Here is a 25,274-nt window from a genome sequence, read left to right as displayed (position 1 = left end):
GCTGAACTGCGACTTCGAAAGCGCCGGGCGAGACGCCCGGGTGCCACGGCCGGTGTCGGCGCACGTTGCGCGGCGCGCCACCCGGCGAGCGTCGGGGCGGCTGCATCCCCCGACCGGAAAGCGTTAGCGCGGCGGCCGGTTCGGGCCGCGCGGCCGAAGCGATATCGGCAGCGTGATACGAATACAGGAGTGCGAATCAAATGCGGGCATGCCCGACCTTCCTTCAGGTTTCAGATGAAACGGAACGGCACGATGCGATGAGGCGGGGGTGTTGCGAACGACAGTGCTGCAACGGCAGGAAAGCGCGACGCGTGTCGGCATGGCTGGCCGGATTTCTTTCCGGAAGCTTGCGCAAACTTATCTCAGTGAAATCTACGTGTCAAACTTTTTTAGTTTGTGTCAAACAAAGTTTCGATGTGTGCGCACGGCACGCGGCCACCAATCCTTGCGGAATCGGTGTCAACTTCGCTGGCATCCATCCGCAAACAATCAAAAACAGTCTGAAAGGAGGGAGAGGGCCATGACGATTTCGGTCACGCCGGACGACGGCAACAGCATCGATTTCCACGTCATCGCGTAACGCCCGCGCCGGACGCCGCGCCTATTCGTCGCGCAATGCTTCGGCCGGCCGCACTCGCGCGGCACGCCAGCTCGGGTACAGCGTCGCGACGCACGACATCAGGAACGCGGCCGCGGCGATCTCGATCACGTCGATCGCCGCGAGCTTCGACGGCAGCGAACTGAGGAAATACACGGACGGTGTCAGGAAGCGGATGCCGAGCAACTGCTCGATCGCCGGCAGCACCCACGGGATGCTGACCGCGATCGCGCAGCCGAGCGCGACGCCCGCCAGCGTGCCGGCGAGGCCGATCGTCATCCCCTGGATCGCGAAGATCTTCGTGATCGACCCGGGCGGCGCGCCGAGCGTGCGCAGGATCGCGATGTCGCCCTGCTTCTGCGTGACGGTCATCACCAGCGACGATACGAGATTGAACGCGGCGACCGCGACGATCAGCATCAGGATCAGCGACAGCATGCGTTTCTGCAGCCGCTCGGCTTCGAACCACGTGCGGTTCTGCCGCGTCCAGTCGCGGATATAAAGATCGCCCGACAACGTGCGCGACAGCGCCAGCGCGATGTCCGGCGCGCGTTGCAGATCGTCGAGACGCAACCGGATGCCGGTCGGCGCGGGCACGTTGGACAGCTTCCGCGCATCGCTGATGTGGATGTACGCAAGCGCGCTGTCGTATTGATAGTGGCCCGACTCGAACGTGCCGACCACGTTGAACTGCCGGAACCGCGGCAGCGTATCGCCGATGCGCGCGCTGTTGCCGGGCGCGAAGAACGTGATGCGGTCGCCGATCTTCACGTGCAGCGCGTCGGCCAGCGCGGCGCCGAGCACGATGCCCATCTCGCCTGGCACGAGCGCGTCCAGGCGCCCGGTCTTCAGCTTGCGCGCGATTTCGGACACGCGCGGCTCGAGCACCGGATCGATGCCGCGCAGCGCGACGCCCGTCACGCTGCCCGCGTTCGTCAGCAGCGCCTGCGCGTCGACATAGGGCGCGACGGCGCGCACGGCCGGATTCCGCAGCGATTCGTGCGCGGTGAGCCGCCAGTCGGGCAGCGCGCCGGACGGCGAGAAGATTTCCACATGCGCTAGCACCGACAGCATCCGGTCGCGCACCTCGGTGCGAAAGCCGTTCATCACCGACAGCACGACGATCAGCGCGGCGACGCCGAGCGCGATGCCGGCCATCGCGGCGCCGGCAATGAACGACACGAAGCCGTCGCCGGCCGAGCGCCGGCCGCCGCGCGCATAGCGCAGCCCGATCTGCCATTCGAACGGGAGTTTCAAGCGATTTCCTTTCAATTCGATACGAACCACGTCGAGCCGCGCATTCTAGCGAACGCGGCGCGAGTGCGTGCAGAGATCGGAGGGGCGGGCGGAATGGCTAGCCGATCGGCCGGTCATTCGCGTGCGCCGCGCGCCGACACACCGATATTTCCATCGTTTCGGCTCTGACCCATAATGTCGGCCAGCATCCGGTCGAACCAAACATTCCAAGCATTCACGGCGCAACCAGGGCCGCGCCGTCACAGACCAATAAATCTCGGGGTACGTCGCCGCAGCCGGCAGCACGTCCTTGACAAGGAAATAACAAAATGGAATTGCTGCGTTTCCTGCTGCTCCTGCCGATTCGCGCGGCGGGCTTCGTCTGGCACCTGCTCGGCCGCGTGCTGCGGCCGCTGGTCGGCGACGTATCGTGGACGGCGCCCGCGTGGGCGGGCATCACCGCCGCGGCCGTGCGCCGCCGCCCGTGGCATGCCGGCGGCATCGTGCTGCTCGCGGCCGCGCTCGGTTACGGCGGGTACTGGTTCAAGCATCGCCCGAAGCCGCCCGAGCCCGAGACCGTCGGCTTTACCGTGAAGGCGCCGGCGATCACGACCTACGAGGTCGACGACAGCGACAAGCCGAAGATCACCGTGCATCCGCTCGAAGTGGCGTTCTCCCGATCGGCCGCGCCGATCGAGCTGGTCGACAAGCCGGCCGGGCAGGGCATCGAAATGACGCCCGCGCTGAAGGGCGCGTGGGAGTGGGCCGACGACAAGACGCTGCGCTTCACGCCGGTGGCCGACTGGCCGGTCGGCGCGCACGTCGAGGTGCGTTTCGCGGTGCGCCAGGTGTTTGCGCCACAGGTGACGATGCACGACGACCATTTCGCGTTCGACCTGCCGGCGTTCACCGCGCAGTCGGGCGACAACCAGTTCTATCAGAACCCCGACAATCCGGCGGAGAAGCAGGCGCTGCTGCAACTGCGCTTCAACTATCCGGTCGATCCGGCCGAGTTCGAGAAGCGTATCGGCCTCGTGCTGGTCGGCCGCGACGGCAAGACCGTGTCGCCGCTGCGCTACACGGTCAACTACGACAAGATGAAGACGAGCGCGTGGGTCCATTCGCAACCGCTCGAGATTCCGAAAGATCCGCTGTCGGTGCGGCTCGACGTCGACAAGGGCGTGAAGAGCGCGCGCGGCGGCGACGGCACGCCGGCGGTGCTGCACGCGTCGGTCGGCGTGCCGGGGCTCTACAGCCTGACAATCGGCAACGTCGCGCCGACGCTCGTCGACAACGAGCGATACGAGCCCGAGCAGGTGCTCGTCGCCGAAACGTCCGATGGCGTGCGCAGCGCCGATCTCGCCGCGCGCGCGAAGGCGTGGGTGCTGCCGAAGCGCAAGCCGGGCGTCGATCAGTCGGACGACGATCCGCCGTACGAATGGAACGTGGCCGACATCAGCGACGCGGTGCTGAAGCAGTCGAAGCCGCTGCCGCTCGCAGCGGTGCCGACCGAGAACGACTTCGCGACGCTGCAAAGCTTCAAGTATCACGCGACGCCGGGAGACCGCATCGTCGTGCGTTTCGAAGGCGACCTGAAATCGGCCGGCGGCTACCTGCTCGGCGCGCCGGTGACGACCGCGTTCACGGTGCCCGACTATCCGAAGCTGCTGCGCTTCATGGCCGACGGTTCGCTGCTGTCGATGAGCGGCAGCAAGCGGCTGTCGGTCGTATCGCGCAACCTGCCGGGGATGAAGGTCGAGATCGGCCGTGTGGTGCCCGACCAGCTCCAGCATCTCGTGAGTTTCAACAACGGCACGTACGCGCGGCCCGAGTTGTCGTATTCGTTCAGCGAGGATCACATCGTCGAGCGCTTCGTGCAGAAGCGCGCATTCCCGGCCGGCGACCCCGGCAAGGCGCATTACGAAGGCATCGATCTCGGCCAGTACCTGAAGGGCGGCAAGCGCGGCGTGTTCCTGCTGCACCTGTCGAAATACGACCCGGCGGCCGAAAAGAAGAAAGCCGACGATGCGAAGGATGGCGATGCTTCGTCGGGCGACGGCAGCCAGGATCAGTCCGACAACGCCGATTCGGGCGACAGCAGCGGCAACGGCGACGACAGCGACAACGCGCTCGGCGACACGCGCTTGATCGTCGTGACCGATCTCGGGATGCTGGTCAAGCGCGCGCTGGACGGCAGCCAGGACGTGTTCGTCCAGTCGATCCGCAACGGCCGTCCGGTTGCGGGCGCAACCGTGTCGGTGCTCGCGGTGAACGGCCAGACGCTGTTCTCGCAGACCGCCAGCGCCGACGGCGTCGTGCATTTCCCCGCATTCAAGGGGCTCGACCGCGAGAAGCGTCCGCAACTGTATGTCGTGAAAAAGGACGGCGACCTGTCGTTCCTGCCGGTGGCCGGCCGCGATCGCCAGCTCGATTTCTCGCGCTTCGACGTCGACGGCGAACGCAACGCGACGGGCCAGGGGCAGCTGTCCGCATACCTGTTCTCGGATCGCGGCCTGTACCGGCCCGGCGACCCGTTCCATATCGGCCTGATCGTGCGCGCGGCGAGTTGGGCGCGCAGCCCGGCCGGTGTGCCGCTGCAGGCGGAGATCGTCGACCCGCGCGGGATCACCGTCGAGCGCAAGCCGGTGACCGTCGACGCGACGGGCTTCACGGAAATTGGCTATACGACGGCCGAAACGTCGCCGACCGGCACGTGGACGGTCAACCTGTACATCGTCAAGGACGGCCAGCCGGGTGCCGAGCCGATCGGCAGCACGACGGTGCAGGTGAAGGAGTTCCTGCCCGACCGGATGAAGGTCGACGCGAAGCTGTCGCAGCAGGTCGTCGAAGGGTGGGTGAAGCCGAAGGGGCTGAAGGGCATCGTCGATGCGCAGAACCTGTTCGGCACGCCGGCCGAGAAACGCCGCGTCGCGGCGGCGCTGACGCTGCGTCCGGTATGGCCGTCGTTCCGCAGTTGGCAGGGCTACCGCTTCTTCGATGCGCGCCGCGCGAAGGAGGGCTATACGACGACGCTGCAGGACGGCACGACCGACGACAAGGGTCATGCCGAGTTCGACCTCGATCTCGACAAGTACGCGGATGCGACCTATCAGCTCTACTTCCAGGCGAAGGCGTATGAAGCGGAAGGCGGGCGCAACGTCGCCGCGAACGCGCAGACGCTCGTGTCGAACAACGACTGGCTCGTCGGCTACAAGTCGGTCGACGATCTCGGCTACGTGAAGCGCGGCAGCCCGCGCACGGTGCGGCTCGTCGCGATCGATCCGGGCGCGAAGGCGATCGACGTGAAGGACCTGCGCGCGCAGCTCGTCGAGGAACGCTACGTGTCGGTGCTGACCAAGCAGGATTCCGGCGCGTACAAATACGATTCGCGGCTGAAGGAAGTGCCGGTCGACGAGAAACCGCTGACGATTCCGGCAGCCGGGCTCGACTTCGCGCTGCGCACCGACAAGCCGGGCAGCTATGCGCTCGTGATCCGCCGCGCGGACGGCACCGCGGTGAACCGGATCGAGTATTCGGTTGCGGGCGACGCGAACGTCACGCGTTCGCTCGACCGCAACGCCGAGCTGCAGGTGAGCCTCGCGAAGCACGACTACAAGCCGGGCGAGCAGGTCGAGATCGCGATCCGCGCGCCTTACGCGGGCAGCGGCCTGATTACGATCGAGCGCGACAAGGTGTATGCGCACGCATGGTTCCATGCGGACACGACGAGCTCGATCCAGCACATCACGGTGCCGGCCGGCTTCGAAGGCAACGGCTACATCAACGTGCAGTACATCCGCGATCCGTCGTCGGACGAGATCTTCATGAGCCCGCTGAGCTACGGCGTCGTGCCGTTCTCGGTGAACCTCGACACGCGCCGCAACGCGCTGACCGTCGACGCGCCGGCGCTCGTGAAGCCGGGCGAAACCGCCACCTTCACCGTGCATTCGGCGAAGCCCGCGAAGGTCGTCGTGTTCGCCGTCGACGAGGGCATCCTGCAGGTCGCGCGCTACAAGCTCGGCGATCCGCTGAAGTTCTTCTTCCGCAAGCGGATGCTCGAAGTCGGCACGTCGCAGATCCTCGACCTGATCCTGCCGGACTTCGAGAAGCTGATGGCGATGGCCGCGCCCGGCGGCGACGCCGACGACGCGATCGGCCGCCAGTTGAACCCGTTCAAGCGCAAGCGCGACAAGCCGGTCGTCTACTGGTCGGGGATCGTCGACGTGAACGGCGACACGCGCCTGAGCTACACGGTGCCCGACTACTTCAACGGGAAGCTGCGCGTGATGGCGGTTTCGGTGTCGCCCGACCTGGTCGGCACGTTCGAAGGCGCGACGACGGTGCGCGGCGATTTCGTGCTGTCGCCGAACGTGCCGACGACGCTCGCACCGGGCGATGAGGTCGACGTGAGCGTCGGCGTCGCGAACAACCTGACGGGCGTCGGCAGCCAGCCGGTGCCGGTCGCGGTCACGCTGAAGACGGGCCCGCAGTTGCAGGTGATCGGGCCGGCGACGCAGAACGTCGCGCTAGCGCCGCAGCACGAGGGCGTCGCGCTGTTCCGCGTGAAGGCGACCGACACGCTCGGCTCGGGCATGCTGTCGTTCGGCGCGCGCTACGGCGCGAAGGGCGCGCAGCAGCGCGTCGACGTGTCGGTGCGGCCGGCAGCCGCGTTCCGCACGCAGCTCGACATCGCGCGGCTCGATCCGGGCAAGAAGGCGAGCGTGCCGAACCTGAGGCCGATGTACGACGCGTATGCATCGCGCGACGCGAGCATCTCGACCGCGCCGCTCGTGCTGTCCGAAGGGCTGTCGTCGTATCTCGTCAACTTCGACCACTACTGCAGCGAGCAGATGGTGAGCGCGGCCGTACCGCGCGTGTTCGCGTCGAAGTGGCTGTCGGTGCGTGCGCTGACGAGCGCGATGCATGCGCCCGAAGCCGGCGCCGACGCGGCGAACGCGAACGCGAGCGCGATCGCGCAGTTCATCGGCGTGCTGCGCAGCCGGCAGAACGCGCAGGGCGGTTTCGGCCTGTGGAGCGCGACGCCGGATGCCGATCCGTTCGTGTCCGCTTATGCGATGCACGTGCTGCTCGACGCGCGCGAACGCGGCACGGTCGTGCCGAAGGACATGCTCGACGCGGGCAACCAGTATCTGCAGAGGCTCGCGGCGAACGATTCGCTCGGCTCGCTCGACCTGCTGCGGCAGCGCGCGTACGCGGTGTACTTGCTGACGCGCCAGGGCAACGTGACGACCAACAGCCTCGCGGCCGTGCAGAAGCGCCTGCAGGATGCGTATCCGAACGACTGGAAGAACGATCTCGCGGCCGCATGGCTCGCCGCATCGTATCAACTGCTGAAGCAGGACAAGGAGGCCGCTGCGCTGATCGCGGGCCCGCAGGCGCTGCTCGAACGCAAACGTGCGTCCGACGGCGGTTACGTGGCGGGCTACTACATCGATCCGCTGACGCGCGACGCGAGCGTGCTGTACCTGCTCGCGAAGCACTTCCCCGAGCGCGTGCGCAAGCTGTCGCCGCGTGCGATGGACAACATCGCCGCGCCGCTGGTCGACAACCGCTACAACACGCTGTCGTCGGCGATGACGATCCTCGCGCTCGATGCGTATGCGGCGTCGAACGCGGGCCAGCTCGACCAGCTCGCGATCGACGAGGTGCGTGCGGGTGCCGCGCCGAAGGACGTGTCGTCGATCCAGGCGAACCTCGTGCGCTCGGGCACGTGGGCGGCCGGTGCGTCGCGCGTCGACTTCGTGAACGGCAGCGCGCTGCCCGCGTGGTGGGTCGCGAGCCAGTCGGGCTACGACCGCGGCACGTCGACGAAGGCGATCAAGAACGGGCTCGAGATCGTGCGCGACTACACCGACACGAATGGCAAGCCGCTCGACAAGATCACGCTCGGCCAGGAAATCGACGTGCACCTGAAGATCCGCGCGACGGGCTCGGCGAACGTCGGCAATATCGCGATCGTCGATTTGCTGCCAGGCGGCTTCGACCCGGTGATCGCGCCGCCGCCGGCGCCCGACGCGCAGGACGGCGACGGCAATGGCGACGGCGGCGCGTCGGCGCCGGCGGCCGATGCACCGTGGCGCTCGCCGATCGGCGTGACGGGTTCGACGTGGCAGCCGCAGTTCGCGGACGTGCGCGAGGATCGCGTGGTGATCTATGGCACCGCGACCACCGACGTGCGCGAGTTCGTCTACCGGATCAAGGCGAGCAACGCGGGCCGCTTCGTCGCGCCGCCCGCGTACGGCGAGTCGATGTACGACCGCCGCGTGCAGGCGCAGGCGCCCGGCGGCACGACGCTGACGGTGGAGCGCGTGCGATGACGGCGCGCTTGCATTGGCCGTGCCGGGTGGCAGGAGTGCCCGCGCGTGGCTGACGCATCCGTGCTGCGGCGCGCGCTGCATGGCGCCGGCCGCTGGCTGCATCGCTGGCAGAACTGGATCGCCGGCGCGCTGCTCGTGTTCGGCGCGCTGGCCGCGTGCCGGTTGTGGCCGCACCCGCCGCTGCGCGACTGGAAGCCGTCGTCGGTCGCGGTGACCGACGCGCACGGCCGGCTGCTGCGCCTGACGCTCGCGAAGGACGACCGCTACCGGCTGTGGGTGCCGCTCGACCGGATGTCGCCGCAGCTCGTCGAAGCCGTGATGCTGCACGAGGACCGCTGGTTCCGGTGGCATCCGGGCTTCAACCCGTACGGGCTCGCACGCGGCGCGTGGATCACGTACGTGCGCGGCGGCAATCCGCAGGGCGGCTCGACGCTGACGATGCAGCTTGCGCGCTCGCTGTGGCGCCTGAACACGCGCACACCGGCCGGCAAGCTCGAGCAGGTCGCGCGCGCGGTGCAGCTCGAACTCTTCTATTCGAAGCGGCAGATCCTCGAAGCCTATCTGAACGATGCGCCGTATGGCCGCAACGTCGAAGGCGCGGGCACCGCGAGCGTCGTCTATTTCGACCGGATGCCCGACGCGCTGACGCTGCCCGAGGCGCTCGCGCTCGCGGTGATTCCGCAGGACCCGGCGCGGCGCGTGCGCGGCGGGCAGGACGAGATCAACCGCGCGCTGGCCACGTCGCGCAACCGGCTGTACGCGCGCTGGCTGACGAAGCACCCGCGCGATGCGTCGCTCAAGCCGCTGTTCGCGTTGCCGCTCGCGATGCGGCCGCTGTCGGCGCTGCCGTTCGACGCACCGCACGCGGTCGACCAGGCGCTTGCCGCGCGCAGCGCATGGCGCACGACATCGGGCGATGCCGGCGCACAGCTCGTGACGACACTCGATCTCGATCTGCAGCGCACGCTCGAACGGCAGATCGCGCGCTACGTCGCTCGCAACGACACGCGCGGCGTACGCAACGCGGCCGCGCTGCTCGTCGATACGCGCGACATGGGCGTGAAGGCGCTGGTCGGCTCCGCGAACTTCTTCGATCGGACGATCGACGGGCAGGTGAACGGCACGCTCGCGCGGCGCTCGCCGGGCTCGACGCTCAAGCCGTTCATCTATGCGCTCGGTTTCGACCAGGGCGTGCTGCATCCGCAAACCGTGCTGCGCGACGTGCCGACCGCGTTCGGCCCGTATGCGCCGGAGAATTTCGACGGCCATTTCCTCGGGCCGATCACCGCGACCGATGCACTGAACCGCAGCCGCAACGTGCCGGCCGTGTGGGTCGCGTCGCAGCTCAAGTCGCCCGATTTGTACGGCTTCCTGCAGGAAGCCGGCGTGCGCCGGCTCGCGAGCGCGCAGCACTACGGGCTCGCGCTCGTGCTCGGCGGCGGCGAAGTGACGATGCAGGATCTCGCGGCGCTCTACGCGATGCTCGCGAATCGCGGCGAGTTCCGGCCGCTGCGGCTGCGCGCGGACGAACCGGCCGTGCCCGGCCGGCGCCTGCTGAGCGCGGAGGCGAGCTACATGACGATGGACATGCTGCGCCAGCACCTGCGCCCCGACGAGACGAGCGGCGCGCAGCCGTCGAGCGTGCCGGTCTACTGGAAGACCGGCACGTCATGGTCGTTTCGCGATGCGTGGACGGCCGGCGTGTTCGGCCCGTATGTGCTGGTTGTATGGGTCGGAAACTTCGACAATTCGACCAACACGGCCTTCGTCGGCGTCGATGCGGCCGCGCCGCTGTTCTTCCAGATCGTCGACGCGCTGAACGCCGAGCGCACGCTCGTCGAGCCGCCGCGCGCGGTGCCGCCGCACCTGAAGCGCGTGCGGATCTGTCTTGCAAGCGGCGACTTGCCGAACGAATGGTGCCCGCAGCAGGGCTGGACGTGGTTCATTCCGGGCACGTCGCCGATTCGCGTGAGCACCGTGCACCGGCCCGTCGTGATCGACGATGCGACGGGGAGGGCCGCTTGCCCACCGTACGGCGGCAAGCGCACGCATACGGAGATCTTCGAGTTCTGGCCGTCGGACCTGCAGCAGGTGTTCGTGCAGGCCGGCATTCCGCGCCGGCGGCCGCCGCAGAATGCGGACTGCCGCGACGCCGGGCAAGTGGACGGCGACCCGCCGCGCATCACGTCGCCGCTGCGCGGCAGTACCTATGCGATGCGCGTGAAGAGCGCCGACGATACGCGCATCGCGTTCAATGCGACAGCCGATGCGAGCGCGCATGCGCTTTATTGGTTCGTCAACGATGCGTATGTCGGCCGCAGCGCGCCTGGCGACGCGCTGTTCTGGCAGCCGCGCACGGCCGGCGGTTATACGGTGCGGGTGGTGGACGATCATGGCCGCAGCGACCAGCGGCCGCTGGCGGTCGGGCTTGAGCAGTAGGGGCGACGGAATCGATCGCGGCGATCTCGCCCATGCGGCAGTCGAACGCGGCGAAGCCGGTCAGGTCGCCCGAGCGGGCGGTCGCTTGTGCGATCTGTCCGGGCCGGCACTTCGTGCGCCGGTGCGGGCGCCGCGCGGGAGGCGGCCCGCCAGCGCCGATTCACGCGCTGTAGCCGATCCTCAGGACACCCCATTGCCGTCCGCCGACAACGATGGGTGCCGAAACGTCCTTCATCAGCGCAAAGTTGCCGTTGCCCATGTCGCGCCGATAGGTCTGCAGCAGGAACGGTTTGGTATGCGACACGGAGGTGCGCGCCGTCCGGTCCGTGTAGATGCGGCGGTTCCGGCAGTTCGCCGCGTTCCATGCGGGGTCTGCGCGCTGAGGCAGCGAGAACTTCCGGTTGTGGGTCGGCAGGTAGCACTGTTTGTCGAAGCTGGCGCAATAGACGATGCGTTCGTCGATCTCGAGCACCGGCTCCTGGACGGCCGGCAGCACGCGATCGGTGAAGTCCGTGAAGCGCGTCATGAACTGTTGCGGATCGGTGCCGGGAATCGGCACGTAGTTCGTGTCGAACAGCGCGTCGAGCGCGATATCGCCGCGCGCGACCGCATCGTCGAACAGCTTGCCGATCGCGGCGGCCGTGTTCCGCGCGGTTTCGATAAAGCGCGTGTCGGGCGACTCGATGCCGGTCGCGGCCGTGAGTTCGATGAGCGTCTCCGAGACGGAGAGCAGGTTGCCGAGCCGGTCCTTGGCCTGCGAGAAGTTGTCGCTGGAATCCTCGACGCCGGACGCCATTTCGCCAACCTGCTCCTCTAGACGGAGGCATTGCGTCTCGATCTCGTCCGTCAGCGATGCGATCTGTTCGGCCTCGCCGGCGAGTTCGGTGATCGCGTGCCCCGTCGTGTGCACGACCTCGCCGATCGTGCGCGTGCCTTCGCGGACGCGATGGGCGCGCGCGGCGTTGTCGGTTCCCTCCGCGATCAGGTGTTCGGTCTGCTCGGCCAGGCGCGCGAGGGTCGTCTCGATCTGGGCCGTCGCCTGTCCGGTCTTCGCGGACAGGTTCTTGACCTCGGCCGCGACGACGGCGAAGCTGCGGCCCGACTCGCCGGCGCGCGCGGCCTCGATCGCGGCGTTCAGCGCGAGCAGGTGGGTCTGGCGGGCGATGACGGAGATCTCCTCGGACACGGCCCGCACGTGATCGAGCGCGTCGCGCAGCGCGCCCATCTGGCTGCCGATCGACGTGACGCCCTCGACGAGGCCGTGGATGTCGGCGAGCGATGCCTCGATCGTCTGTTGCGACTTCTGGACCGCGCTCGACGCATTGGCGCTGACGGCGCGCACCTGCTGCGCGGCTTCGGCGATCCGGTGGTTGCCGCGCAGCGTGACGGCGGCCGATTCACGCAGCGTGTGGCAGACCTCCGCCTGCCTGGCGACGCGCGCGGCGACTTCCTCGACATGACCCGAGACGTCGCAGATCTCGATGCCGAGCTTGCCGGCTTGCTCGGCGATGTCGCCGACGAGTGCGCGCGATGAACGGCGGCCGCGGCCGATTCCGAAGAGGTTCACGTTGCTGGGTCTCCTTGAGGGCACGCATTCCCGGTCGTTGACGGATGCTGGGTGTGCGCTCCTGACTTGACGGCAGCGTGGCCGCCGACTTGAGGTCGGGTAAACGTCAGGTTCGGAAATCCGGATTGTCGAGCCAACGCCGCGCGTTCCCGTTTTTGCGGCGGCTGGCTTCCGACGCGGGGGCCGGACGAGCGAGCGCCGATCGCCCGTCCGGATGCGCCGCGTCAGAATACGTGGTGGATGCCGACGTTGGCGCCGACCGTCGTGCCGGGCAATCCGAACAATGCGCCGCCCGTGATGCCGAGGCCCGTATTCATCGCGCCGTGGTTGTTGACGACGCCGACTTGCGCGTAAAGGCCCGTGCGCTTCGACAGGCTGTAATCGGCGCCGACCGCGGCGAGCAGCGAATGATTGTGCGAATCGTTGCGATCGATCGTGTACCACGCGCCGGTGTTCAGGTCGAGGGCCGGCGTGACGCGATAGTCGAGGCCGGCGCTATACACGTTGTTGCTGAACGAACCGGCGACCTTGTAGCTCGTGAACGATGCCTTGCCGGTCACGGGCCCGAACGTATACGCGGTGCCGATCGTGCGGCCGACGAACGCGACCGTGCTCGAAACCGGCGTCGGCGACGTGCCGCCGTTGCCGTCGTAGAGCGCTGCGTTGAGCATGAAGCCGCCGTTCGTATAGGTGAGGCTGCCGGAATACTGGCGTCCCGCCTGGAAGTCCCCGGCTTTGCCGCCGAATCCGAACATCGCGCTGCCCGTCAGCCCGCCGATCGTCGGGCTCGTGTACGAAATCGCGTTCGGGTTGAAGAGGCCGGTGACGAGTACGTTGTCGACGTACGGGATCAGCGCGGCGCCGAAGTGCGAGATATTGCGGGGGTCCGAGCCGAGCACCGCGAGCACGAACGGCGAGAAATGCAGGCCGATCTTCGTCTCGCCGAAGCCGCCGTCGAGCCCGACCCACGCCTGGCGGCCGAAGAAGTTGCCGTTCGAATGGCCGAACGCGCCGTCCGTGATGTTGAAGCCGCTCTCCAGCTTGAACTTCGCGTGCAGCCCGCCGCCGAGATCCTCGGTTCCCGTCATCCCGAAGTTGGTCGGTGTCATGCCCGTGTCGGTCAGCGCGAACTGGCGGCCAGCGTTGGCGCCGGTCGTCGAGTCGAGCGACCGGCTCGTGTAAAGCAACGCCGCGTCGAGGTCGCCGTACAGCGTGATGCTGCTCTGCGCGAAGCCGTTCGTGCTCGCCGCCGCGCCGAGCAGCGCCGTGCAAATCGTCCATGTCCTGCTCTTCATCGTCTGTCTCCGTTTTTTTCAAGTTTTGTAATACGTATACCTAATCAATACTGCGACGACGGACGCGATGCATGCCGCCTGCATGCCGTGCTGTCGGGGAACGCACGGCGGTGCCTCGTGCGGGCCGGAATGCGGCCGCGTGCCCGGCGTGGAGCGCGCGCATGCGACCGCGCTCCGGCGCCGCGACGAAGCGAAGCGCCCGCGCGAACGAGCGGTGTTACATCGAACGGCTCAACTGATCGAGGATGGCCGGATTCTCGAGCGTGGACGTGTCCTGCGTGATCGCCTCGCCCTTCGCGAGCGAGCGCAGCAGGCGCCGCATGATCTTGCCCGAGCGCGTCTTCGGCAGGTTGTCGCCGAAGCGGATGTCCTTCGGCTTCGCGATCGGCCCGATCTGCTTGCCGACCCAGTCGCGCAGCGTCTTCGCGAGCGCCGCCGCCTCCTCGTCCTCCGGACGCGAACGCTTCAGCACCACGAATGCAACGACCGCCTCGCCCGTCGTGTCGTCCGGCCGGCCGACCACGGCCGCCTCGGAAACCAGTTCGTGCGACACCAGCGCCGACTCGATCTCCATCCTGCCGAGCCGGTGGCCCGACACGTTCAGCACGTCGTCGATCCGGCCCATGATCGTGAAGTAGCCGGTGTCCTTGTCGTGCCCGCGCGCGTGCCCGGGATCAAGCAGGCTTTGCATAGACGTTGCACCAGCCTTCGGCGGCGACCGTCTTGCCCGCGAACATCGGGCACGTGCCGAAGGAATCGCCGTCGGCGCCCTTGTAGAAGCGGCAGTTCGCGCACGTCTGGCCTGCCTGATACTTCGGGAATTTGCCCGCGTCGACGGTCGTCGCTTTCGCGCGGTAGCCGAGCGTCTTTGCGGCGGCGTCGTTTTCGTCGACGGGCGGCGGGGCCGCAAATGCGCGGGTTCCGGCCGCGAGCGCGGCACACAGGCCGGCCGTCTGAATCATGAAAGTTCTGCGATTGCGGGAGATCATGTCGTTTTCCTGAATGAAATGAAAAGATAAAATCTGCCCCGCGCGCCGGGAATGCTTCCCGGCGCGGCGAGTGGACCGAAACGAAGGGGATGGGAGCGTTACTTGCGCGGCCCGGCAATGAGCGGCGCCTTCGACGCGTTGGCGGCATCGGCGGTCAGTTTTGCTTTCGACGCGTCGTAGCCGTTCGAGTAGAGCAGGAACGCCATCAGGTCCGAGTATTCCTGTTCGGTCATCTTGCCGGGGCGATCGGCCGGCATGTTGCTCGACATGTACTGGTAGATGCCGCCGACCGTGATGTGCGACTTGCCTTCGGGGGCAAAGGATTCCCCGCTCAGTGCGGGGGCGGTATTGCCTTCGAGCTGGTCGCCGTGGCATTTCGCACAGGCATCGGCATAGATCTTCTTGCCGTGCTGCACCTGCGCCTGCTCGAACGGCGGTACGTCGCCGCCTTCGTTGGTCGAAACCTTGATGAAGCCGCTCTTTACCGGCTGCACGGATGCGACCGACCCGTCGAGAAATCGGCCGGGCGCATGCGTACTCGTCGCTTGAGCGACCGTTTCCGGAAGTGCCCAGCCGCGCGTGAGCGCCGCGAGACGGCCGTTGCCGCTCATTCGCGACAAGGCCGCGTCGATGCGCGTCCGGAGATCTTCCTTGCCCGGCCCGAATGCGAAAGACAGTTGCCAGTCCGAGTACGGCGACGATGTGGCCGCGACCCGGAACTGCTGTTGCGGGTGCGCGCGCTTGTACGCGACGACGCTCGGATACCAGACGATGGCGCGCTGCGCGCGGCCGGCGGCGAGCGCGCCGATCGTTTGCTCGCTGGTGTTTTCCAGATCGAAACGGGCGTTGCTCTGTTGCGCGGCGATCAACTGCGAAGGGCTGCCATACGTGGCCGCGATCGTTTCCTTGGTGCCGGACGTTGCTCGCGTGTCGCGCAGCGACACGCTGACGTAGCCGGAGCGCAGATAGCCCTGCGAGAACGTCATTCTGGATCCCGACCCATCGGCGATCTCCGAGCGCGGGAAGCCGGCGATCACGTCGCAGTCGCGTTCGAGCGATTTCTTCAGCTCGCTTGCGGAGATGCCGTCGTCGCCGCCGTCGTCGTCGACGCCGCGCTTGTTGAACGATGCGGCGATGCCCGCGGTGCGGAACACTTCGCGCGCAACGGATTGGTCGAGCGCCGTGGTCGGGCTGCCGGGCAGCGTGCAGATGCGCACGCCGGCCGACGCGGCTGCCGGTGTCAGCGCCATGCCCACGGCGAGCAGACTGGCGACGGTAACGGGAGTGAGGCGAGTATTCATGATCGTGTTTCCGGTTGAAGCGGTTGGGGCGTCGCGCCCGCATCGGGCGCATGCGGGCGCGACCGCGGCTTGCGCCTGATCAGTCCAGTGCGAACACGTAGAGCGTGCCGCCGCGCGGAACGTCCTTCGCGATGTCGGCCATCGGGCCGCCCCAGATCGGGTTCGCGCCGCCGTAGCCGGCGAGCACGGCTACGTACTCTTTGCCGTCGACCTCATACACCGAGGGCTGCGAAATGATGCCGCTCGCGAGTTGCGGGCTTTCCCACAGCACCTTGCCGGTTGCCGTGTCGAACGCGTACAGGTGGCCGTCGAGCGAACCGCTGAACGCGAGGCCGCTCGCGGTGGTCGCGACGCCGCCGTTCCACGGCTTCTTCGACCAGTGGCTCCACAGCTTCTTGCCGGTGTTCACGTCGATTGCCGTCAGTTCGCCGTAGCCTTCGCTGCCCGGTTCGGGCTTGATCTCGAAGCCTTCGCCGAGATACGGCAGGCCTTCCTGGTAGCTGACCGACTTGCCGGTCAGGCTCATGCACGCGTGCAGCGCAGGCACGACCGCGATGTTGCGATCCTGGTCGTACGAGATCGACCACCAGTTCTTGCCGCCGAGGAAGCTCGGGCACGTTTCGATCGTCGTGCCGGCCTTCGGGAACTTCGATTCGTCCTGGATCGGCTTACCGTCGGCCGTGTAGCCGGTGACCGAGGTCGCCTTGACGAACGGCGTCGCATAGATCAGCTTGCCGGTCGTGCGGTCGATCGCGTGGAAGAAGCCGTTGCGATCCGCGTGGATGATCGCGTCGTAGTCCTTGCCTTTGTACCGGATGTCGGCGAGGACGGCCGCGTTCACGCCGTCGTAGTCCCACGTGTCGTTGCTCGTGTACTGGTAGTGCCACTTCAGGTTGCCGTTCTTCGCGTCGAGCGCGAGCAGCGAGTCGGAATACAGGTTGTCGCCGGGGCGCAGCGCCGCGAGCCACGGGCCGGGGTTGCCGACGCCCCAGTACAGCGTGCGGGATGCCGCGTCGTAGGTGCCGGTCAGCCACGCGGCGCCGCCGCCGTGGCTCTGCATGCCGTCGGGCCAGGTCTCCGAGCCTTTCTCGCCGGAACCGGGGATCGTGTAGCGTTTCCAGACCTCCGAGCCGTCGTCAGGATTCAGCGCGGCGATGTAGCCGCGAATGCCGTATTCGCCGCCGGACGTGCCGACGACGATCGCGCCGTCGAGCGCGAGCGGCGCGAGCGAGAACGCGTAGCCGAGGCCCGGCTCGAACATCTGCTTCTTCCAGACGAGATTGCCGGTCTGCGCGTCGAGCGCCGCGACTTCTCCGTTCAGCATCGCGATATAGACGTTCTTGCCGTACAGCGCGACGCCGCGGTTGACCACGTCGCAGCATGCGGTCTTGAACGATGCCGCGCCGAGCTTCGGTTCGTATTTCCACAGTTGCTTGCCCGTCTTCGCATCGAATGCGTAGACGTTGTCCTTTGGCGTCGTCACGAACAGGTAATTGCCGTTGACGATCGGCGTCGCCTCGAAACCCTGCTTCAGGTCGGCGGGGAACTTGTAGGCCCACACCTGCTTGAGCGCCTTCGCATTCGACGTGTCGATCTGCTTGAGCGGCGAATGCGAGCGGCCGTTGTAGGTGCGGTAGTAGGTCAGCCAGCCCGGATCCTGTTGCGCGTCGGTCAGCCGCTGGTAGGTCACGGCCGGGTAGTCCGCGGCCGCTTCGACGAGGCCGGGGTTCAGCGCGACGGCCGCTGCCGCCGCGATGCCGATCGTCGCCAGCCGGCTCGCTGAAGCCGAGAGTTTCTTCATGGTTGTCTCCTGAGTCATTGTGGTCGCACCGTCGCGAACGGTTCGTCGCGCCGGCACGGGTGGGGTTCCGGGCCGAGTGCGATGCCGTTCACGCAAGTCGCATGCCATCGCGGCGAGAAGCCTGCGCGGCGCGGCGCACGGGCGTATCGCGCGCTGTGCTGTGTTGAACGTGTCGCGCGGCGGTGTCAACGAAGGTGTTGCATTCAGGTACACCGCCGCGCGCGCAGTGTTGCCAAACATGACAGGTGGCGTGGCACCCGTGACGGTGCGGCCGCCGCATGCGCGCATGCAGCACGCAGACGATGCGCGAGGCAGCGACGCTGGCGTATGTCGCACCGCCGTGCTGGCACGGCTATCGCAAGCTCGCTTCGCGACAACATATCGCCGCTCGGTCAGCGCACGCCACGGCGGAACACAAAGACGGGGACAACGAAAATGATAAGGATGCGAAAGGAAGTCGGGCGACGCGAAGCGCTTCGAGGTCTTCGCTTGCGTGACGAACCTGTTCGACAAGCGCTACGCGCGCTTCGGCGCGCTCGGCCGGAATTTCTTCAACGGGCGGAATCACACGTTCGACGGCGCGAATCCGGTCAACCAACAATTCGTCGGACCGGGCGCGCCGCGCGCCGCGTGGGTCGGCCTGCGTGATGCGCGGGATTGAGTGTTGCACGGCTGCGCCGGCTGTCGCCTGACGACGTGAGCTGGCGCCGGGCCGTGCCCGACATGCGCAGTCACGTGAACGGCGCCGCCGCGAACATCGCGTGCACCGCGCGGGCGACGCTGCGCGCCAATGCCGGGTCGCTCGCCAGATGTCCGGCGGGCACGCGTTCGATTTCGGCCACGGGCACGGCACGAGCGAGACGGACAACGTTGTCGACCGGGCAAACGGGGTCGTGCATCCCGTGCGCGGCGAACAGCGGCACGCCTTCGTCTGCCGCCCGCCGCGCGAGTGCGAGCACGCGGCGTTCGCCGAGCCAGCAATCGCGTTGCAGGTAATGCGCCTGGATCCGGTATTTGTCGATCAGCCGGCCGACGGTCTTGCGCGAGCGGATCGCGTGCGCGGGCGAGCGGCGCGTGTGCGACGACGCGAGGACGGCGCCTTCGTACGCGTGCCACGCGAGCGCCACCGCGCGCTGCGGGGCCGCGCCCGCGCCGGGGCGCAGCCGCCGCGCGCAGCACGACAGCAGACGATCCGGCTGTGCGCCGCCGGCCGCCGCACACAGGCGCTGCCATTCGCGGGGTGCACGCGTGCGCGACGTCGTGAACAGGCGGCGGACTTCGCGCGGCGACGTCAGGAACAGGCCGCGCAACACGACGCCGGTCACCCGTGCGGGATGCGCGCCCGCATACGCGAGCGCAAGCGCGGCGCCCCACGATCCGCCGACGACGCCCCAGCGCGCGATGCCGAGCTGCTCGCGTACCGCCTCGAGATCGCCGATCAGCCGCGCGGTGCTGTTGTGGCGCGTGCCGCCGCGCGGCGACGACGCGCCCGCGCCGCGCTGGTCGACGAGCACGACGCGCGTGCGCGTCAGGTCGAACAGGCGCAGGATGCCGGCCTGACTGCCGCTGCCGGGCCCGCCGTGCAGCACGACGACGGGGTGGCCGTCCGCAGCGCCGGCCACGGTGAACGCGATCGACTGTGCGTCGCGGTGCAGGCGCCGGTGAACGGGGGCGGCAGGTGATGCAGGCTCGCGAGGCGCGGCAGACGAGGGCGGCATAGCGGGCGACGGCGTGAGTCGAATCGGGGTAGGCGTCATGTCGACGTGGCTCGGGCGGAATTGGGGACAACCGTCACTCGGTCGCGTGTGCGCCGGGGCGACTGAGGTGCTTGACCTGAGACAAAGCCAGAACCGCGCCAGGCGCGAAGATCGGGATTCGCACGGGTAGCCGCGAGACGCGCAATCGCGGTATTACGAAGGCCGAACTGTCCGGCGGCACGATCTCGACTGATCGTTTCCTTGCATCCGGCTTTCAATTCGCGGCGCATGACCGGCATCGGACGGCCCGTCCGCGCCGCGACGCTTGCGTGGCCCGATGCTTGCTTGTTAAGACGGCAAAGAGTCCGGCAGATGACCGGAAGGATCCCCGGAGGAGACAATGCGCGATGACGTAGAGCAGGCGGCCGGGACTCGGGCCGCGCATCCCGCCGGCTGGCCCGCGCCGTCGATCCGGAAAGCCCATGAGCGGTCCGAGACGTTCGGCCTGCAGGTATCGGCACGCCCCGACTACGACGTGCTGTCCAGCGCGGCGCTGGTGCTGAAGCGCGAGCAGAGCCGCGTGCTGTGCGTGCACGCGATGCCGGTGATGGAGACGCTGCACGAGCAGATCGTCAACACGCAGAGCATGATCGTGCTGACCGACGCCGAAGGCCTGATCCTGCATTCGATCGGCGACGACGACTTCCTGCAGCGCGCGGAGAAGGTCGCGCTGCGCCCGGGCGCGAACTGGGCGGAGAGCCGGCAGGGCACCAACGCGATCGGCACGGCGCTCGCCGAGCTGTGCCCGATGGTGGTCCACGGCGACCAGCACTTCCTGGCCGCGAACCGCTTCCTGACCTGTTCGAGCGTGCCGATCCTCGATCCGTACGGCGACGCGATCGGCGTGCTCGACGTGACGGGCGACCACCGCAGCTATCACCAGCACACGATGGCGCTCGCGAAGATGTCGGTGCAGATGATCGAGAATCATCTGTTTACGACGACCTTTCAGGAAACGCTGCAGGTGTCGTTCCATGGCCGTCCCGAGTTCCTCGGCACGCTGATGGAGGGGATCGTCGCGTTCACCGCCGATGGCCGCTTCCTGTCGGCCAATCGCAGCGCGCAGTTCCAGCTCGGCATGCCGCTCGCGGTGCTGCGCGCGCACACGCTGTCGTCGCTGTTCGACATCACGAGCGCGCAGCTGATCGACCGCATGCGCGCGAGCACCGACCGGCACCTGATGCTGAATCTCGGCACCGGCGCGGTGGTCTGCGCGCGTGTGCACTTCCGGCGTGCGACGCTCGCGGAAGGCAGCCGGCCGACGGACGTCCACGACGCGGGCGCGCCGGCCGCGCGCGCGAACGCGGTGCCGGCGCCGGCGGCAGGCACGTCGGCGGGCCTGTCGCGGCTCAACTATCTCGACACCGGCGATCCGCAGGTCGCGTGCGTGATCGCGAAGGTGCGCAAGGTAATCGGCAAGGACATTCCGATCCTGATCACCGGCGAGACCGGCACCGGCAAGGAACTGCTCGCGCAGGCGATCCATAATGACTCGCCGCGTCGCGACGGGCCGTTCGTCGCGGTCAACTGCGCATCGATTCCGGAGACGCTGATCGAATCCGAGCTGTTCGGCTATGAGGAGGGCGCATTCACCGGCGCGCGCCGCAAGGGGGCGATCGGCAAGCTGCTGCAGGCGAACGGCGGCACGCTGTTCCTCGACGAGATCGGCGACATGCCGTATCCGCTGCAGGTGCGGCTGCTGCGCGTGCTGCAGGAGCGCCTCGTCAACCCGCTCGGGTCGACGAAGACGATCGCCGTGGACATCTCGATCATCTGCGCGACGCACCGCGACCTGCGCGACATGATTGCGCAGAACCGCTTCCGCGAGGATCTCTACTACCGGCTGAACGGCCTCGTGGTGCGCCTGCCGCCGCTGCGCGACCGCACGGATCTCGCGGTCGTCGTGCAGAAGATGCTGCAACGGGAAGCATTCGCGGGCTCCGACCACCCGCCGCTCTCCGTCGCGCCGGACGTGATGGCGCTGTTCGTGCGCTGCACGTGGCCCGGCAACTTCCGCCAGCTCGGCAACCTGCTGCGCACGGCGGCGGCGATGGTCGACGACGATGGCGAAATCCGGCGCGAGCACCTGCCGGACGATTTCTTCGACGACCTGCGCCGCGGCGATGCGCCGGCCGAGCCGGCCGCGCAGCATGATCCGGCCGTCGCGCCGTTTGCCGTGGAGGCGTTCCCGCCCGCCGACGCGCGCTTGCAGGACGTCGCCGCGTCCGCGATCGCCGCCGCGCTGACCCGTCACGGCGGCAACGTGTCGGCCGCGGCGCGCGCGCTCGGCGTGTCGCGCAACACGATCTACCGGAAGATGCCGGCGGCCGATGCGGAGCGCCAACCGTCGGACGAAAGCTGACGCGCGGGCCGCGCGATCGCGGTTGCGCGGCCGGCGATCCGTCACTGCCGGTGTGTCAAGTTGCAACACCCGTTGCAACACCGGTGTTCAACGATTCAACACCTGTCACCGCCCCCGCGCATCGTGCCGCCGGGGCGGCGAATCGCATCCGCGCGAATCGTGTCGGCTAATCGTAAGGATTGCATCCCGATGCCTGCGCGACGGCCATGTGCCGCCGCCGCGCAGGCAAAGTGCGGCTTCGGCACGCTCCTTGCTGAAGAGGAACCGACCGCCAGATTGCCGCGGTTGTCGGACTCACCGACGCGACTCACCAACTCAACCAGGAGACACATCATGCAGTGGACGACCCCGTCTTACACCGACCTGCGCTTCGGCTTCGAAATCACGATGTACATCGCCAACCGCTGATCGTCGCGATGCGCTGTCCGTGCCGCGATGCGCGGCGCGGACGGCCTCGGGAGCTGACGCCCATGAAGATCAAGATACTCGGCTCGGGAGCCGGCGGCGGCCTGCCGCAGTGGAACTGCAACTGCGCGAACTGTCGCCGCGCGCGCAGCGGAAGCGGCCATGTGCTGCCGCGCACGCAGTCGTCGCTCGCGGTCAGCGCGGACGGCATCGACTGGATTCTCGTCAACGCGTCGCCCGACATTCTTTCCCAGTTGCGCGCGAATCCGGACCTGCAGCCGGCGCGCGCGATCCGCGACAGCGGCATCGCCGCCGTCGTGCTGTGCGACGCGCAGATCGATCACGTGACCGGCCTGCTGATGCTGCGCGAGCGTTCGACGCCGCTGCCGCTCTACGCGAGCGCGCCGGTGCTCGACGACCTGTCGACCGGGCTGCCGCTCGTGCCGCTGCTCGGCCACTACTGCGGCGTCGATGCGCATACGATCGCGCTCGGCGAGCCGTTCACGGTGCCGGCGGCGCGCGGGATCCGCTTCACCGCGATTCCCGTCGACAGCAAGGCGCCGCCGTATTCGCCGCGGCGCGCGTCGGCCGCGCCCGGCGACAACATCGCGCTGTCGATCGAAGATGTCGCGAGCGGCCGGCGCGCGTTCTATGCGCCGGGGCTCGCGGCCGTTTCCGACGACGTGCGCGCAGCGATGGACGGCGCCGATCTCGTGCTGGTGGACGGCACGTTCTGGACCGGCACCGAGATGATCGACCTCGGCCTGTCGAGCAAGCACGCGGCCGACATGGGGCATCTCGCGCAGTGCGCGGAACACGGGCGGCACGGCATGATCGACTGGCTCGACATGCTGCCCGCGCGCACGCGCAAGGTGCTCACGCACATCAACAACACGAACCCGATTCTCGACCCGCATTCCGTCGAGCACGCGCACCTGCGCGCGCATGGCATCGACGTCGCGCACGACGGCATGCAATTCCAGGTCTGACCATGAACGCACCGATCCCCGCTACGGCGTTGCACGCGACGCCCTGGACCGCGACCGAATTCGAGGCGCGCCTGCGCGCGCTCGAATCGCGCTATCACATCCATCACCCGTTCAATCGGCGGCTCAACAGCGGCGCGTGTTCGCCCGCGCAGATCCGCGGCTGGGTCGCGAACCGCTTCTACTACCAGATCAACATCCCGCTCAAGGATGCGGCGATCCTGTCGAACTGCCCCGATCGCGACACGCGGCGCCGGTGGATCCAGCGGCTGATCGATCACGACGGGCAAGGCGACAACGAAGGCGGCATCGAGGCGTGGGTGCGGCTCGGCGAGGCATGCGGCCTCGATCGCGCCGAGCTGTGGTCGCTCGAGCACGTGCTGCCCGGCGTGCGCTTCGCGGTCGACGCGTATGTGAATTTCGCGCGGCGCGCGCCGTGGCAGGAAGCCGTGTGCTCGTCGCTGACGGAGATGTTCGCGCCGCAGATCCATCTCGACCGGCTCGCGGGCTGGCCGTCGCACTACCCGTGGATCGAGCAGGACGGGTTGCATTACTTCCGCAGCCGCGTGCCGCTCGCGCAGCGCGACGTCGAGCACGGGCTTGCGGTTACGCTGCAGCATTTCACGACACCGGATGCGCAGCAGCGCGCGCTCGGCATTCTGCAATTCAAGCTCGACATCCTCTGGTCGATGCTCGACGCCGTCGAAAAGGCCTACCCCGTATGAACGCGATCGATGCCGCCAGCGGCGTGCCGCTGCGCCCCTGCCTGAGGGGCATGTACCGCCTGCAGTGGGAGGTGGCCCAGGATGCCTACGTGCTCCTCTATCCGGAAGGGATGGTCAAGCTCAACCCGAGTGCGGCCGAGATACTCGTGCGCTGCGACGGCACGCGCGAACTCGACGACATCATCGGCGAACTCGAGTGCCTGTTCAGCACGTCGGACCTTGCGTCCGACGTATACCGTTTCCTCGATCACGCGCGGCTGCGCGGCTGGCTCGACTGACATGGCGCCCGACACTTCCCGTCCGTCCGCGCCGCTGTGGCTGCTCGCGGAACTCACGTACCGCTGCCCGCTGCATTGCGCGTTCTGCTACAACCCCGTCGACTTCGCGACGCACGGCGCGGAGCTCGACACCGATGCATGGCGCGCGGTGATAAGCGATGCGCGCGCGCTCGGCGCCGCGCAGATCGGCTTCTCGGGCGGCGAGCCGCTGCAGCGCGGCGACCTCGAGGCGCTCGTCGCGCATGCGCGCGGGCTCGGCTTCTACACGAACCTGATCACGTCGGGCATCGGGCTGAGCGTCGCGCGTATCGAGCGGCTCAAGGCAGCCGGGCTCGATCACATCCAGTTGTCGCTGCAGGATTCGACGCGCGAGCTGAACGATTTCCTGACCAGCACGCGCACGTTCGAACTGAAGCGCGACGTCGCGCGGCTGATCAAGGCGCACGGCTACCCGATGGTGCTCAACTGCGTGCTGCATCGCTACAACCTGCCGCACGTGGGACAGATCATCGAGATGGCGCTCGATCTCGGCGCCGATTACCTGGAGCTCGCGAACACGCAGTACTACGGCTGGGCGATGCTGAACCGCGACCAGCTCATGCCGACCGTCGAACAGGTACGCGAAGCCGAGGACACGGTGAACCGCTATCGCAAGCTGGTCGGAGAGCGCTGCCGGATCCTGTTCGTCGTGCCCGACTATTTCGAGGCGCGCCCGAAAGCGTGCATGAACGGCTGGGGTTCGGTGTTTCTCGGCGTCGCGCCTGACGGTACCGCGCTGCCGTGCCACGCCGCGCGTTCGCTGCCGGGGCTCGCGCTGCCGAACGTGCGCGACCGGTCGCTGAAGGAAATCTGGTACGACAGCGACGCGTTCAACGCGTTTCGCGGCGATGACTGGATGCGCGAGCCGTGCCGCACGTGCGACGAACGGCATACGGATCACGGCGGCTGCCGGTGCCAGGCGTACCTGCTGGCAGGCGATCCGAAGGAAGCCGATCCGGTGTGCGCGAAGTCCGCGCATCACGGCCAGGTCGAGCAGGCGGTGCAATTCGCGCGGCGACCGGCGCCGCGCGACGAGCAGCCGCTGGTGTTTCGCAGCAAGGAGAATTCGCTCGCGCAATGCGGGGCGGCGTGCGACTGCTGACGAGCTACGGCGACGACGGCTTCGCCACCGACCCCGCGTCCGCGTCCGCGCGGCAA

Annotated in this window: 15 protein-coding genes and 2 pseudogenes; 9 read left to right on the top strand and 8 right to left on the bottom strand. The window is 67.9% G+C overall.

Features of this window, described 5'->3' with window-relative positions; translation table 11 throughout:
* Positions 1–601 precede the first annotated feature (601 nt).
* Positions 602–1,855 (bottom strand): lipoprotein-releasing ABC transporter permease subunit, encoded by a 1,254-nt coding sequence (locus tag ACNQQL_RS00870; protein WP_347062878.1) that lies wholly within the window; start codon positions 1,853–1,855, stop codon positions 602–604.
* Positions 1,856–2,163: 308 nt separating this feature from the next.
* Here ACNQQL_RS00870 and ACNQQL_RS00865 point away from each other — a divergent pair, with 308 nt between their 5' ends.
* Both ACNQQL_RS00865 and pbpC read left to right on the top strand, forming a co-directional pair.
* Positions 2,164–8,172 (top strand): MG2 domain-containing protein, encoded by a 6,009-nt coding sequence (locus tag ACNQQL_RS00865; RefSeq protein ID WP_347062877.1) that lies wholly within the window; start codon positions 2,164–2,166, stop codon positions 8,170–8,172.
* 45 nt (positions 8,173–8,217) lie between these two features.
* Positions 8,218–10,611 (top strand): penicillin-binding protein 1C, encoded by a 2,394-nt coding sequence (pbpC, locus tag ACNQQL_RS00860; protein WP_347062876.1) that lies wholly within the window; start codon positions 8,218–8,220, stop codon positions 10,609–10,611.
* A 160-nt stretch (positions 10,612–10,771) separates the two neighbouring features.
* Here the strand turns inward: pbpC and ACNQQL_RS00855 are convergent, their stop codons facing one another.
* From ACNQQL_RS00855 to ACNQQL_RS00830, 6 genes and pseudogenes are all read right to left on the bottom strand, one after another.
* Positions 10,772–12,178 carry a methyl-accepting chemotaxis protein gene (locus tag ACNQQL_RS00855; RefSeq protein ID WP_347062875.1) on the bottom strand — a complete coding sequence of 469 codons (1,407 nt, stop codon included), beginning with the start codon at positions 12,176–12,178 and terminating at the stop codon, positions 10,772–10,774.
* A gap of 224 nt (positions 12,179–12,402) precedes the next feature.
* Positions 12,403–13,473 carry a porin gene (locus ACNQQL_RS00850; protein ID WP_347062874.1) on the bottom strand — a complete coding sequence of 357 codons (1,071 nt, stop codon included), beginning with the start codon at positions 13,471–13,473 and terminating at the stop codon, positions 12,403–12,405.
* Between the two features lie 217 nt (positions 13,474–13,690).
* A pseudogene (locus ACNQQL_RS00845) lies at positions 13,691–14,128 on the bottom strand (AMP-binding enzyme); the annotation flags it as partial.
* 19 nt (positions 14,129–14,147) lie between these two features.
* Positions 14,148–14,462: a high-potential iron-sulfur protein gene (locus ACNQQL_RS00840; RefSeq protein WP_204421846.1), complete on the bottom strand. Its 315-nt coding sequence runs from the start codon at positions 14,460–14,462 to the stop codon at positions 14,148–14,150.
* Positions 14,463–14,560: 98 nt separating this feature from the next.
* The gene (locus ACNQQL_RS00835) at positions 14,561–15,763 is read right to left on the bottom strand and encodes a c-type cytochrome (RefSeq protein WP_347062873.1); all 1,203 of its coding nucleotides are present in this window, start codon (positions 15,761–15,763) and stop codon (positions 14,561–14,563) included.
* Between the two features lie 79 nt (positions 15,764–15,842).
* Entirely contained in the window at positions 15,843–17,564 is a 1,722-nt protein-coding gene (locus ACNQQL_RS00830) for a methanol/ethanol family PQQ-dependent dehydrogenase (RefSeq protein ID WP_175962194.1), read from the bottom strand.
* A gap of 469 nt (positions 17,565–18,033) precedes the next feature.
* Between ACNQQL_RS00830 and ACNQQL_RS00825 the strand changes: the two are divergent.
* Positions 18,034–18,225 (top strand): annotated as a pseudogene (locus ACNQQL_RS00825) (hypothetical protein); the annotation flags it as partial.
* Between the two features lie 70 nt (positions 18,226–18,295).
* Here the strand turns inward: ACNQQL_RS00825 and ACNQQL_RS00820 are convergent.
* Positions 18,296–19,321, bottom strand: coding sequence for an alpha/beta fold hydrolase (locus ACNQQL_RS00820; RefSeq protein WP_347062872.1), 1,026 nt, complete (start codon positions 19,319–19,321; stop codon positions 18,296–18,298).
* A gap of 340 nt (positions 19,322–19,661) precedes the next feature.
* Here ACNQQL_RS00820 and ACNQQL_RS00815 point away from each other — a divergent pair, with 340 nt between their 5' ends.
* From ACNQQL_RS00815 to pqqE, 6 genes are all read left to right on the top strand, one after another.
* Positions 19,662–21,683: a sigma-54-dependent Fis family transcriptional regulator gene (locus ACNQQL_RS00815; protein WP_347062871.1), complete on the top strand. Its 2,022-nt coding sequence runs from the start codon at positions 19,662–19,664 to the stop codon at positions 21,681–21,683.
* Positions 21,684–22,016: 333 nt separating this feature from the next.
* The gene (pqqA, locus tag ACNQQL_RS00810) at positions 22,017–22,091 is read left to right on the top strand and encodes a pyrroloquinoline quinone precursor peptide PqqA (RefSeq protein WP_006485436.1); all 75 of its coding nucleotides are present in this window, start codon (positions 22,017–22,019) and stop codon (positions 22,089–22,091) included.
* A 62-nt stretch (positions 22,092–22,153) separates the two neighbouring features.
* Positions 22,154–23,077, top strand: a complete 924-nt coding sequence (gene pqqB / locus ACNQQL_RS00805) for a pyrroloquinoline quinone biosynthesis protein PqqB (RefSeq protein ID WP_347062870.1) — start codon at positions 22,154–22,156, stop codon at positions 23,075–23,077.
* 2 nt (positions 23,078–23,079) lie between these two features.
* Positions 23,080–23,799, top strand: coding sequence for a pyrroloquinoline-quinone synthase PqqC (gene pqqC / locus ACNQQL_RS00800; RefSeq protein WP_347062869.1), 720 nt, complete (start codon positions 23,080–23,082; stop codon positions 23,797–23,799).
* The gene (pqqD, locus tag ACNQQL_RS00795; RefSeq protein ID WP_034180785.1) at positions 23,796–24,077 is read left to right on the top strand and encodes a pyrroloquinoline quinone biosynthesis peptide chaperone PqqD; all 282 of its coding nucleotides are present in this window, start codon (positions 23,796–23,798) and stop codon (positions 24,075–24,077) included. The genes pqqC and pqqD overlap by 4 nt, the downstream gene beginning before the upstream one ends.
* Before the next feature lies 1 nt (position 24,078).
* Positions 24,079–25,218: a pyrroloquinoline quinone biosynthesis protein PqqE gene (pqqE, locus tag ACNQQL_RS00790; RefSeq protein WP_347062868.1), complete on the top strand. Its 1,140-nt coding sequence runs from the start codon at positions 24,079–24,081 to the stop codon at positions 25,216–25,218.
* Positions 25,219–25,274 lie beyond the last annotated feature (56 nt).

Origin of the sequence: Burkholderia sp. LFS061, from assembly GCF_047978125.1 — a bacterium.
Taxonomy (GTDB): domain Bacteria; phylum Pseudomonadota; class Gammaproteobacteria; order Burkholderiales; family Burkholderiaceae; genus Burkholderia; species Burkholderia pyrrocinia_C.
This window is presented reverse-complemented; position numbering and strand designations above follow the sequence as displayed.